The organism is Pseudomonas phytophila (genome assembly GCF_025643095.1).
GTDB lineage: Bacteria > Pseudomonadota > Gammaproteobacteria > Pseudomonadales > Pseudomonadaceae > Aquipseudomonas > Aquipseudomonas quasicaspiana.
Genome location: NZ_CP081201.1, coordinates 5058360 through 5070909, shown reverse-complemented (window position 1 = coordinate 5070909; position 12550 = coordinate 5058360). Strand labels below are relative to the sequence as shown.

Annotated in this window: 13 protein-coding genes; 8 read left to right on the top strand and 5 right to left on the bottom strand. The window is 55.7% G+C overall.

Features of this window, described 5'->3' with window-relative positions:
• Nucleotides 1-260: 260 nt before the first annotated feature.
• Nucleotides 261-587 carry a hypothetical protein gene (locus K3169_RS22950; protein WP_263268168.1) on the top strand — a complete coding sequence of 109 codons (327 nt, stop codon included), beginning with the start codon at nt 261-263 and terminating at the stop codon, nt 585-587.
• 51 nt (nt 588-638) lie between these two features.
• The gene (locus K3169_RS22945) at nt 639-1793 is read left to right on the top strand and encodes a PQQ-dependent sugar dehydrogenase (RefSeq protein WP_027901898.1); all 1155 of its coding nucleotides are present in this window, start codon (nt 639-641) and stop codon (nt 1791-1793) included.
• Between the two features lie 137 nt (nt 1794-1930).
• On the opposite strand, the gene K3169_RS22940 is transcribed toward K3169_RS22945, so the two are convergent.
• Both K3169_RS22940 and K3169_RS22935 read right to left on the bottom strand, forming a co-directional pair.
• Complete coding sequence (locus K3169_RS22940; protein WP_027901899.1) at nt 1931-2239, bottom strand: PepSY domain-containing protein; 309 nt, start codon at nt 2237-2239, stop codon at nt 1931-1933.
• 108 nt (nt 2240-2347) lie between these two features.
• On the bottom strand, nt 2348-2800 hold the full coding sequence (locus K3169_RS22935) for a PACE efflux transporter (protein ID WP_263268165.1): 453 nt from the start codon (nt 2798-2800) through the stop codon (nt 2348-2350).
• A gap of 114 nt (nt 2801-2914) precedes the next feature.
• Between K3169_RS22935 and K3169_RS22930 the strand changes: the two genes are divergently transcribed.
• The 3 genes from K3169_RS22930 (at nt 2915) to K3169_RS22920 (ending at nt 7104) form a co-directional block, all read left to right on the top strand.
• Nucleotides 2915-3814 (top strand): LysR substrate-binding domain-containing protein, encoded by a 900-nt coding sequence (locus K3169_RS22930; protein ID WP_263268163.1) that lies wholly within the window; start codon nt 2915-2917, stop codon nt 3812-3814.
• A gap of 443 nt (nt 3815-4257) precedes the next feature.
• Complete coding sequence (locus tag K3169_RS22925; protein WP_263268161.1) at nt 4258-5568, top strand: MFS transporter; 1311 nt, start codon at nt 4258-4260, stop codon at nt 5566-5568.
• Nucleotides 5569-6393: 825 nt separating this feature from the next.
• On the top strand, nt 6394-7104 hold the full coding sequence (locus K3169_RS22920; protein ID WP_257153501.1) for a hypothetical protein: 711 nt from the start codon (nt 6394-6396) through the stop codon (nt 7102-7104).
• A 95-nt stretch (nt 7105-7199) separates the two neighbouring features.
• On the opposite strand, the gene K3169_RS22915 is transcribed toward K3169_RS22920, so the two are convergent.
• A complete protein-coding gene (locus tag K3169_RS22915; RefSeq protein WP_263268158.1) occupies nt 7200-8285 on the bottom strand; it encodes a diguanylate cyclase in 1086 nt (361 codons plus the stop codon).
• 160 nt (nt 8286-8445) lie between these two features.
• On the bottom strand, nt 8446-9642 hold the full coding sequence (locus K3169_RS22910; RefSeq protein ID WP_099270675.1) for an MFS transporter: 1197 nt from the start codon (nt 9640-9642) through the stop codon (nt 8446-8448).
• Nucleotides 9643-9752: 110 nt separating this feature from the next.
• Between K3169_RS22910 and K3169_RS22905 the strand changes: the two genes are divergently transcribed.
• The 3 genes from K3169_RS22905 (at nt 9753) to K3169_RS22895 (ending at nt 11761) form a co-directional block, all read left to right on the top strand.
• On the top strand, nt 9753-10661 hold the full coding sequence (locus K3169_RS22905) for a LysR family transcriptional regulator (protein WP_263268155.1): 909 nt from the start codon (nt 9753-9755) through the stop codon (nt 10659-10661).
• A gap of 77 nt (nt 10662-10738) precedes the next feature.
• Nucleotides 10739-11332, top strand: a complete 594-nt coding sequence (locus K3169_RS22900) for a nucleotidyltransferase domain-containing protein (protein WP_231678043.1) — start codon at nt 10739-10741, stop codon at nt 11330-11332.
• 3 nt (nt 11333-11335) lie between these two features.
• Nucleotides 11336-11761, top strand: coding sequence for a HEPN domain-containing protein (locus K3169_RS22895; protein ID WP_231678044.1), 426 nt, complete (start codon nt 11336-11338; stop codon nt 11759-11761).
• A gap of 49 nt (nt 11762-11810) precedes the next feature.
• On the opposite strand, the gene K3169_RS22890 is transcribed toward K3169_RS22895, so the two are convergent.
• Complete coding sequence (locus K3169_RS22890) at nt 11811-12389, bottom strand: polyribonucleotide nucleotidyltransferase (RefSeq protein ID WP_263268152.1); 579 nt, start codon at nt 12387-12389, stop codon at nt 11811-11813.
• Between the last annotated feature and the right edge of the window lie 161 nt (nt 12390-12550).

Here is a 12550-nt window from a genome sequence, read left to right as displayed (position 1 = left end):
TGCATAAGCTTGAGATGCTACCAATCTGTGGGAGCTGAGCTTGCCCGCGAAGAACGATAACGCGGTGTGGCCATGAAAACGAGTCGTCAGTATCGCGGGCAAGCCCGGCTCCCACTGGGTGGCTTGAGTCTGCATGGCTGCACATCCTTGTTACAAACTCAAACCCGCGCAGGTTGCTCATCCACCCTGTTGGAGGCGAACCTAGTAGTGCTATCGCCATCAAACACCCGATCGTTACCGTTTCCAACAGAAGGTAAGTGATGAACAGTTTTGCGCGACGCATCGTACTCCTCACCCTGAGCGGCCTGATGACAGCAGGCTTGACCAGTGTTGCCCAAGCCCAGACCTTGCCCAACAGCACGCTCAATAACGGCAATTCCACTAACAGCCCTATTCATCGCGCCAATCCCAATAGCCGCCAGGGCACCGTCCCGGCCACACCGCCTGTGCGTGGCCCGAGTACGGCCCCCAATCCGCGACCGCCTACGCTGGAGAATGGCGGCATAGGCAATGGTTATCCGCCCCCCCAACAGGCGCCTCGCCCGGCCGACAACAATAGCGGGCAGAACCGTAAAAGCACTGATTGAGACCCGCGTCCCCCTCTCATGGGGGCTTTTTCATGACATAAGGAATCGTCCATGCATTGCAAAACCCTGATCGCAACGTTGTGTGCCAGCGCATTGCTGAGTTTGCCGCTGAGCGCCGCTGCGGGTCCCGTCCAGGATTTCAAGACCGAGCAAGGCACCCTCAGCGTCGAAGAAGTGGCCAAAGGGCTCGCCCATCCATGGGCTGTGGCTTTCCTGCCGGACAACAAGGGCATGCTGGTCACTGAAAAACCGGGCAACCTGCGCGTCGTATCTCCTGACGGCACCTTGTCCCAACCGCTGTCCGGCGTTCCCAAAGTCTGGGCAAACGGGCAGGGCGGTTTGCTGGACGTGGTCCTGTCCCCGGACTTCGCCAAGGACCGCATGGTTTACCTGACTTTTTCCGAAGGCAGTGAAGACGGTAAAACAGCCGGAACCGCAGCAGGGCGAGGGCGCCTTTCCACGGACCTGACCCGGCTGGAAGATTTCAACGTGATTTTCCGTCAACAGCCGAAGCTGTCAGTGGGCAACCACTTCGGCGCGCGGATCGTCTTTGATCGGGATGGTTATCTGTTTATCGCTCTGGGCGAGAACAACAACCGGCCCACCGCTCAGGATCTGGACAAGCTTCAAGGCAAAATCGTGCGCCTTTACGCCGATGGTAAAGTCCCGGATGACAACCCGTTTGTGGGCCAGAAAAACGTGCGCCCGGAAATCTGGTCGTACGGCCATCGTAACCAACAGGGCGCGGCGCTCAACCCATGGACCGGCACCTTGTGGACCAACGAACATGGGCCTAAAGGTGGCGATGAAGTGAACATCATCGAGCGTGCCCAGAACTACGGCTGGCCGCTGGCAACCCACGGCATCAACTATTCGGGAGAGGCGATTCCGGAAGCCAAAGGCAAATTCGTCGAAGGCACTATCAAACCCTTCCACGTCTGGGAAAAGTCACCGGGCATCAGCGGCATGGCGTTTTACGACGCGTCACGCTTCAAGGCGTGGGATCACAACCTGTTTATTGGCGGGCTGGCATCGGAAGATTTGATTCGTCTGGAGTTTGAAGACGGCAAGATCGTTCATGAAGAACGTTTGCTGAGCGAACTGAAGAAACGCATTCGTGACGTGCGTCAGGGACCGGATGGTTATATCTATGTGCTGACCGATGAAGATAACGGCCAATTGTTGAAAGTAGGTTTGAGACAGTAAATCCTGTTACGTAAACAGATGATGTACACAGAACGGTAGGACCGGATTTATCCGGGAGACATTCTTCAACGCAATAAACCAGATTGCTTGAAAAACTGACTCCCGGTAGATCCGGTCCGACAAAACTGCGTTAAGTCTTACTTATCCTGCTTGTCTTTCACGATCGCACCGGTCTTGGCGTTCACGTCCACATCCCACTCCACGCCTTTGGCATCGCGCAGTTCAACCTGATAGATGTAGTTGCCTTGTGCATCCTTATCCAGCTCGGTGTCATGAATGGTGAAGCCTGGGTGCTTGTCCTGCGCCAGTTTGTTCAGCTTTTCGAAGTCCATGATCGCACCGGACTTGAGCAGGCCAGGGATCTCGTCAGGACGTACGTCGGCTTGTGCAGCACCGGCAGCGGCAGTAAGGGCAACAGCAGCAAACAAGGCATTCAAAGTTTTCATGGGTATTCCTTTTGGTTGATCTGATGTTATTGATCTGGAGGCAACTGATTCGTTCCGTTTGCCTGTTGAAGCCAGATTAGCCAGTGATACTTAATTCATGCTTAATCTTCATGGGCAGGGCTGCTCGATTGTTGGGGACTGCGGTTTGGCTGAAAGCGGAACATCAAACAACTGATCAAATGCCCATTGAAACAGTAATGCGTAAAAGAAGAAAAATACGAACAGCGCCAGATTGGTTGCCAGTGCAGACCACCAGGTAATATTCAGCCAGGCGGCGACGACCGGCAGTAATATCAACGTCAATCCACCCTCAAAGCCCAGAGAGTGCAGCAGCCTGCGCAGCCACGTCCGGCTACGTTGCGGCTGGCGTGCTTCCCAGTATTCAAAGCAACCGTTGTAAAGCATGTTCCAGAGCAGCGCGGTGGCCGAAAGCAGAACCGATAAACCGCCTGAGCTGGCCAGGCTTTCGTCATAGGCCCAAGACAGTGAGGGCGACAAGACACCGATAGCGATCAGCTCGTAAAGCACGGCTTGAACAATTTTGCGGGAGGGACCTTGCATGAGCGGCTTCCATTTCAGCGGTGAGTTGCCAGCCACTTTAATGACGGCTCGTGTAACGCAAAAATGAGATAAATTGACCCTCGTTCAATTCATTTGATGTGTGCGAGGCTACCTGTGTTCGCCAAAATACCGCTAACTGCGTTGCGCACCTTCGAAGCAGCCGCCCGGTCAGCAAGTTTCAAAGCCGCTGCTGAAGAGCTGTTTGTAACGCCCGCTGCGGTTTCATATCAGGTCAAAGCGTTAGAGGCCTGGCTAGGAACGCTGTTGTTTGAGCGATTGGGCAAAGGTGTGCAGCTTACTGACGATGGCGAACGCCTGTATCGTGATGCTCATCGCGCCTTACTGGACATGAGTCAAAGCCTTGCCGGTCTGCAGTTTCGGCCGGACCACCACACGCTGGTGCTATCGACAACGCCAGCGCTGGCGGCATCGTGGTTGATCCCAAGGCTGGGTGATTTCTATCAAACCCAGCCACACATCAACGTGCGGGTCGAAACCAGTAACGAGCTGGTGGATTTGTTGCGTGACGCGTGCGTCGATCTGGCCATTCGCACTTCAAGTCGTACCTATCCGGCATTGGTCAGCCAGCCACTGATGACTGAGCGTTTTGCGGTGTATGCCGCCCCAAGCCTGGCAGATCCGGCCAATCAAGACAGAGTGCAGTTGATCAGCCTGCGCTGGCAGATTCCCGGCGGTTTTGCTGTGGATTGGGCTACCTGGTGTGCAGCGGCAGGCCATCATCAATGGCTGAATCAAGCAATGCTGCGTGAATACGACGATGAGCATTTCGCTTTGAATGCGGCTATTGCCGGGCACGGACTTGTGCTGGCCAGTAATGTGCTGGTGGCGGACAGCGTTTCCAAGGGGCTTCTGATCCCCTATCGCCCGGATGTAAGCTTGCCTGGGCCAACCTATGTTGCCGTTTGCACGCCGGGTCGTGAGCGGCAACCGCCAGTGAAGGCATTTCTGGATTGGCTCGAGGGTCAGGCACGTGACAGCTATCAAGCAATTTAGTGGGAGTCGCCCCGGTGTCCCTGACACCACGCTGTCGCGCAGCAAACACGGACCCTGTAGGAGTGACCGGGGTGGCGATCCACATTGCTCGCGATTCGGCCTGTCAGTCGATGAATATATCGCCTGTACTGGAGCTATCGCGAGCAATGTGGATCGCCACCCCGGTCACTCCTACAGTAAAAAGCATTCCAAATCAGATAGTTATATTTTGTTTGATAGGAGCGGTTTCAGCCGGGAAGACTGCATCCCTGAGGCGGAAGATGTCTCGGATAAACCGGCCCTTTCCCGGCTAAAGCCAATACACGGGTTTTCTACGGCGTCGATCTGACCATTCTGCGTTAGCAGCCACTCATCCAAACCCCTAGCCATTACCCATCATTTTGCTATTCTTCGCGCCCTGCGACGCTGTGTCGCGTCTTTACTCTTCCGTGTCCGGGGTCCTTATGACGGCCATTGTTCGACCACGTCCCCAGCCGCTGTCCCGGGCTGACTATAAAACCCTGGGCCTTGCGGCACTGGGCGGGGCGCTGGAAATCTATGACTTCATCATTTTCGTGTTCTTTGCACTGACGCTGAGCCAGCTGTTTTTTCCGCCGGAAATGCCCGAGTGGCTGCGTCTGCTGCAAAGCTTCGGGATTTTCGTGACCGGTTATCTGGCGCGGCCGCTGGGCGGGATTCTCATGGCGCACTTCGCCGACCGCCTGGGGCGCAAGCGGGTCTTCAGCCTGAGCATCCTGATGATGGCGCTGCCATGCCTGTTGATTGGCGTGATGCCGACCTACGCGGAAATCGGTTACTGGGCGCCGCTGATCCTGCTGGCATTGCGCATCCTGCAAGGCGCGGCAGTGGGCGGCGAAGTCCCCAGCGCCTGGGTGTTCGTCGCCGAGCATGCACCTGTAGGTCATCGCGGTTATGCCCTGGGTGTGCTGCAGGCCGGGCTGACCTTTGGTTACCTGTTGGGCGCGCTGATCGCAACCTGGCTGGCGAAGGTATTCACCCCGGCGGAAATCCTCGATTACGCGTGGCGTATACCTTTCCTGCTGGGTGGCGCATTTGGCGTTCTGGGTGTCTGGCTGCGCCGTTGGTTGAGCGAAACGCCGGTGTTCATGGCCATGCATGCCCAACGTGAAACCGCCACGGAGTTTCCCCTGACCGCCGTGCTGCGCAAGCATCGCCAATCCCTGTTGCCCGCCGCCTTGCTGACCTGCGTGCTCACCTCCGCCGTGGTAGTGCTGGTGGTGATCACGCCGACAGTCATGCAAAAACGCTTTGGCATGAGCGCCAGCGATACCTTTGCCCTGAGTAGCCTTGGCATTGTGTTTCTGAACATTGGCTGTGTGCTGGCCGGCATGCTGGTGGATCGCATCGGTGCGTGGCGTGCAGTGATTGTCTACAGCTTGCTGCTGCCGTTGGGCATTGGCCTGCTCTACATGAGCCTGATCGATCAGTGGCTGGTGCCGGGTATTGCCTACGCGCTGGCGGGGCTGGCCTGCGGCATCGTCGGTGTGGTGCCTTCCGTGATGGTCGGCCTTTTCCCGGCTGACATTCGCGTATCGGGCATTTCGGTCACCTACAACATTGCGTACGCGCTGTGGGCCAGTACCACGCCGCTGCTGTTGATCGCCCTGATGCCATGGAGTCCTTGGGTCTGCGTTGGTTATGTCGCGATTATGGGCGCGGTTGGTCTCGGGACTGCGGCAGTATTCGGTTTACGTCGCGGAATGAAGGTCGATGCGATGCTCGCCAGCACCTGAATGAACGCGCCCTGACACAGCGCTTTCGCAGGGCAACAAATGACCTGTAGGAGGTCTAGCCCCGTCTTCGACCGCAGCAAGCACCGTATCTGTTGGAGCGAGGCTTGCCCGCGAAGAAAGACACGCGGTGCGTCTGGCTTACCGAGTCGACTGATTCGCGGGCAAGCCTCGCTCCAACAGATACGGTTTATTCAGCGGGTATATTTTTTGATGAGAGTTGTCGAAGGCTGCGATAGCGGTGCGTGAGAATAAACGCTTCGCAACCTTCTACCTCTTCAGTTCCTGAATCCATCCTGACTCATGAGGGCACAGAACACACACTAAGAAAATAATATCTGTCAGCCCGCATCCATTATTTATGTGGGAAAACTCTTATTGCAAAGACACATCCGAAAACTTTCTCTGTAAGTAACTTACAAATCGCTATATTTGTAACGAATGATTGTAATTGTTATTCCGAATGTTTATCGTTTCTGTCTATACAAGTCATGGCGTCCACGTAGTCCTGGCTTGTTTGAACTACGTTTTACAGATGTATCCGAGCTCTATGTAGGAAGATTCTCTTTGGGCTAATAACCATGCTCGTTTTCGCCATGCGGCTTTGCGCTCGTGGGGCTCTGGCGTTATGCCTAAGGCTTTTGAATTGACCTGCAGTCATCACAAGGAATGTAGATAGAGAATTCTCTTGCGGATTCGATCAGGGAAGAGGTTGTGACTACGCCCTTTTTATATCCGTGGAATAGATTGTTGTCGACCTGTTAAGGCGATGTGTGAACCAACAATAAAAACTGCACAACACAAACGTAAATAAAAGGGAGTTATATCATGAGCGTTTTGCTTTCTCGGGAGGATGGTCAGGCGTGGGGGCAATCAGTAGGTGTACCACTTGCCGAGATGGGCCTGGGTTTCCAGCAAATGGTCGCTCGTCAGGCGGCATTATCCAGAACAGAGTTGTGTGATCGACAGGTCGCCTTGCTGGGACCGCAAGGGAAGCTATCGATGTTCTCCCGGCAAGTTGCCGCGCAGGGCCGACAGGCTCCTTTGCTGGCTGAGCTGCCGGAATTCAGTGATTTCGAGCGTCTGCGTCAGGTTGAAAAAGCCGTTGATTTTGTCCTCGGCCTGCATCATCGACGGACACTGACCGGTAACCCTTTTCATGATCTCTCACGGCAGTTGCTATGTTGCATGGTGTTCGACGATCAGGCGGCGTACACCCTGGCAGAGCGCTTTGCGGCTTCTGAAGCATTGCGTCAGCGTGACAGCCTGTACTTCATTAACCTCATCGCAACGACCCGGCATACCGTCGAGCGGCGTCTGGTTTTCATGGGGCTGCTGGAACACTTCGACGCGCTGTTGCCCATCGAACAGAGCATCTACCCCGTTGATTACCGTTTGGCTCAACAAAGACACCTGGATCAGGAAGAAGCGCTGTATGGCAGGCTGGAACTTAAAAAAAGCGTGAGTCAACTGCTTGAGGAGCACACCCCGGAGTGGTTGCTGACGAACCTCTGTGTGAGCGCGATTAACGATGATTGAGCGGGGCTCAGCACTTCGCTGATAACTGTCATGGGATTGACCTGCTGATGGCTACCGCTTCTGAACAGATCTGGAAGCGGTGCCAGCTTTGCAAGTCACGACGCCGAGGATTCAATCCCCAGTCGCGGAAAATCAACCACAGTCGGTGCTGCGGAACAGACCCGATTGCGACCTGTGGTTTTTGCGATATAAAGCGCTTTATCGGCTTCGTTGATCCACGTGGCGGCATCACCAAGGTGTGGACCGAATGTCGCGATACCGACGCTCAGGCTCAACTGCAGGTGGGGCAGCTGTGGGTCTTTCAGGTTATGCACGTCACCGCGCAGTTGCTCAAGGATTTCCCACGCCAGCGTCGCGCTGGTATTGGGCAGGATCAGGCAGAACTCGTCGCCGCCGTAGCGGCCCGCCAGGTCAACGTCCCGCAGGTTGGCCATGAGCGTCGTGCTCAGACGCTTGAGTACGCTGTCTCCTACAATGTGGCCGTGGGTATCGTTGATCGTCTTGAAGTGATCGATATCGATCAGCGCAATGGACGACTGCCGCGACAGTACCTGGCATTTGTTGAACTCCAACTGCAGCAGGTCTTTCCAGGAGCCGTGATTGATCAGGCCGGTGAGGCTGTCGGTACGACTGAGTTTCCCCAGAATATGTTTGTGTTCGCTGAGTTTCACCGCCACCCGATAACTCATGTAGCCGACGAACATCGGATAGAACACCAGTACCGGCAGACAGGCGTAGATCTGTGTGGGCGTGCTGGACGACACGAAGGGTTGGCGAAACAGGTAGAGAGAAATTGCGGCCCCGATGATTTGCGCTACGCAGCCCCGCAGAAACAGGCGTTTACCACCTGCAGCAAGGTTATGCATGGCCATCATCGCCAGCACAGTAACGGTCGGCAGTGGATTGAAGCCCATCGCCCCGGCCCAGAAACCACCCGCCAGTGAGTCAACGAGTATGTTGCGTTGTTCTGCGTGAAACGGCTGGCGCGAGCGAGTTGCAAGCCATAAGGCAATGGGTGGCCAGATAATCGAGTTGCACAACATCACAGCCCAGACCCAGGCAGGCGGATGTAACGGGTACATGGTCGCCGCGACACTGAAAAATCCGATGCCGACGCCGACGCTGCGTACCCAATAAATGCGTTTGGCAAAGGACTTTCCCTTGCCGTCGTAGTTTCTCATGGCGCTCTACCGGATCGTTCTGAGGGCCTACCAGCCTTAGGTCAGAACGAAATATCGGATTCTGGCTCTCCCTCATGGGAAATGGGAAGAGCCTTTAGCCATTATTGAAAAATAACGTCGTAAATAGTCGCAGTCTGGAGCGTGAAGGATGCTTTCCAGCTCATCGTGTCTTCATTTGAATGGCAATCACAGCCGTTGCGATGGACAGCAAGGCGACGAATGCGGCCACATAACCGACGTAAGCCAGGCTCAGATGCTCGATCGTCAGCCCGCCAATCACAGACCCCAGGCCAATCCCGGCGTTGGCGGCTGAAACGTTGAGCGTTCCTGCCAGCGCCTGAGCGTGCGGTGCAGTTTTCATGACGCGGATCTGACAGATGGGGAACAACGCGGTATGGGCAATGCCCCACACCAGCAAGACAACGCACAGCAGCGGGATGGATCCAGCGGCAGGGACAGTGGCGGTCATACCTATCGCCAGTAACAGCGCGAAGACAATCGTCGAACCCAACGGACTGCGATCCACATAGCGACCACCGAGGCCATTGCCGATCAGACCGACTGCGCCGAAGCCCATCAGCCACCAGCCAACCTGGGTTGGGGCGATCAACGCGATGCGCTCCAGTGTGTCAGCCAGGTAGGTGTAAGCGGTGAACATCGCCGTGAACACCAGAATCGACAGCAGCAAATTGACGATGAACTGCGGGTCGGTGAGGATTTTCGCCTGCTTGGCCAGGCCGACCTTCGCCGTTTTAGCGATTGAAGGCATGGAAATCCACAGCAGCAGCGCCATCAGCAACGACATCACGGTCAGTGCCCAGAAGGCACCGCGCCAGCCCACTGCGCCCGCAAACAACGTACCCAGCGGAATGCCAAACAGCATCGCCGCGGAAATACCCAGATAGACCCTAGCTACCGCTTTACCGGCCTGGCTTGGTCCGGCCATCAAACTCGCGGTTTCGCTGGCCGTACCCCAGAACACTGGCAATGCCAGCGCAGGAACGAAACGGGCGAATGCGAGGATCCAGATGTTGCTGGACACCGCTGCCAGAGCGTTGGACGCAGCAAAGATCAGCAGGATCGCCACAAAGGTTTTCTTGCGATCAAGGTGCGAAAGCATTGCCGTCAGCGGCGGGCCGAACAGCATCACCGTGAAGGCGAACAAGGTCACCAGCAAACCCGCGTCAGAGATCGAAATCCCCAAGTCGCGGGCCATGCCTGGGAGCATGCCGATGATCAGAAACTCAGTGGTAACGATCACAAAACCGGCTAGCGCCAGCATGGCAATCGCCAAATTCGCACCAGTGGCGCGTGCGCCGCTGGCAGCGCCAGCAGCGGTAGTGTCTACAGAAGGCATGGGGATAACTCGAATTGAAAGAATGGCGCTAGCCTATTCGAGAAATCACTTCTTATCTTTGGCAGTTTTTCCGTGCACTATGGAATTAATTTCATCAGTTGATAACGCTCATGATCTCTGCTGACCGCCTGAAAGGCATATCCACATTCGTTGCCGTTGCCAATGCGGGGAGTTTTACCGCGGCTGCCGAACGGCTGAGCCTCACCAACTCCGCAGTCAGTAAGAGCATTGCGCGGCTGGAAGGGCGGTTGGGCATGCGCCTGTTCGAGCGCACCACCCGCAGCCTGGCCCTGACTGAAGAAGGCACGGCTTACTACGCCGTCTGCACTCGCATTCTTGATGAACTGGCAGATGCCGAAACCGCTCTGGCCGCACAGCGCTCGGAGCCTGCCGGAAATCTGCGCGTGGATTTACCGGCATCGTTCGGGCGCATTCACGTGTTGCCACTGCTGCTGGAGTTCGCTGAACGGAATCCCAAGCTGCGTCCGCACGTGTCTTTTACCGATCGCTTTGTGGACCTGATAGAAGAGGGCATAGACCTGGCAGTGCGCATCGGCGGCTCGTCAGCCTGGCCATCGACACTCGGCCATCGCTACCTGGGCACTGAGCGCGTGATCTTCTGCGCCGCTCCGGTTTACCTGCATCGCCACGGTACGCCGCAGACCTTCGATGATCTGGCCGATCACGCGTGCATTCTGTACGGCAAAGACAAGGGCGGCACCAGCCCATGGGTGATCGTCGACGCCACCGGGCAAACTCAGTTGCGCATGGTCGACGGTCGCATTGTGGTCGGCAATGGCGAGGCCCAGGTGGCCGCCGTCGTGGCAGGCAGCGGCGTCGCTCAGTTGGCAACCTGGCTGATCAAGGACCAACTGCAACGCGGCGAACTGATAGAAATCCTCCCACACCTCGCGACCGAAGGCCTGGACCTGCACCTGGCCTGGCCGCGTAATCGTGAGTCACTGCCCAAGGTGCATCAGTTGGTGGAATTGCTGTCGGCGAGGCTGCGGATGGATTGAAGCAAAAAATTCAGTTGGCAAGTTGCTGCTTTTAAGGCTTCAATTGCTGCCTTTAAAGCAGCGTTTAAGGCGATGTTATGGATCTGGCCAGTTTTCTCTTCTCCGAATACAGGCGCAAGGTATTGGCTCTTTTACTCCTGCATCCGGGGGAGCAATACCATCAGCGAGAGATCGCGCGGCAGACCGGGACAATCTCCGGCACCCTGAGCCGCGAGCTGAACAAAATGGTCGAAGTAGGGATTCTCAAAAAAATCCGGGTCGGCAATCAGGTGCAATATCGCGCTGATCCCGGTTGCCCGATATATGAAGAGTTGGCCAGTATTTTGCGCAAAACCGACGGCTGGCTGCAGTCTCTTTCGGTCGTACTTCAACCCCTTGAAGATAGGATCAAGGCTGCGTTTGTGTTTGGTTCAATGGCCAGTGGCAAAGCCGGTCCTGACAGCGATATAGATCTTATGGTGATCGGCGACGTGACCTTCAGCGAGCTGATCAGCCTGCTTTATCCTCTGCAAGAGACATTAGGCAGAGAGATCAATCCCAAACAGTATCCCGACAATGAATGGTTTCAATTAGTAAAAGAACAGGGTGGTTTTGTGCGCGACTTGTTGAGTAAACCTAAGCTGTTCGTGATTGGCGCCGAGGAGGATCTTGACGCTACACACAGGGAGTAACGCATGACGCTGGAAAACCTTTTAGGCACTGCACTCGAAAGCATTCATAAGGATTCAGCCAACATTGATCGCTTGATCAGTGCGGCCAGGCGAAGTCTTGCAGATGCTCAGCTCACGCAGATGAGCAATGAAGGGCGTTTCGACATGGCTTACAAGTCCATCATGCAAGCCGCCAATGCAGCCTTGCAAGCCAACGGTTTTCGAACACTGACCAGCAAGCCAGGTCACCACATGACAATGATTCAGACGCTGCCTACAACGATTGGCCTGGATCGTCCGTTCATGATTACCCTGGATGGTCTGCGGAAATTACGCAATCTCAGTGACTACTCGGGCGACCCTATTAGTGAGGCCATGGCGAACGAAGCTGTGGAGTATGCTCGGCGGCTGTTCGAAGAAGTTGAAGCATGGGTAGCTGTCCATCCATAGACATCTGAACAACAGGTTGTCGATATATTCACGGTCTCATAGCGGTCCGCTATTTCCCCGCCGTAATCCCTTTCAACAGCTCCCCATGCGCCTTGGCGTGTTTCTCCAGGGAGATCACGTTGACCATCGCCATCCGCTTGCCTGAGGCGGCGGTCACCGTGGTGCTCAGCACTTTGCCGCCGTCGACGCTGCCGGAAATATCCAGCTGACGCAGACCCAATCCGCGACGAACCATTTTCTTCACATCGCCCAACTGCTTGAAGTTCTGGTAGCTGGCTTTCTGCTGTTCAATGGTCGCGGTAATCACGCCGCTCAGGGTGGCGTCATCGTTGCTCGACACGGTTTCCCCAGACTCCAGCGGCGTTTCGGTAACAATTACCACACGCTTGGCGGCCTTGTTCATGTACAACGAACCCGTGACCCCCGCAGCTTTGGCTTTATCGTCAATCTCCGGCATTGGACTCTTCACGTATTCCTTGGGCAAGCGGAACACCCACTTGCCCTCGAGCATCGAGACTTTCTGCTGAGTTGGGGCTTTTTGTTGAGGCGCGGCATATAGATTGGCGCCTTGCAGACCCATCGCCAATGCAGCAGCCAACAGCAGAGTCTTACAGCTAAAGAACCGCATCGGATGTCCTCGAAGAGAGCGCCGGAGTGATCGCGGCGGGAGATGCTGGCATCCTGCCCTAAGGGAAGATTGATGTCGAATTTCGCCTTGTGGAATAACCCTTCACTGAATTGAAATGCATTTCTGCAGCAGTCGCCCCGGTGTCGCTGATATCACGCTGT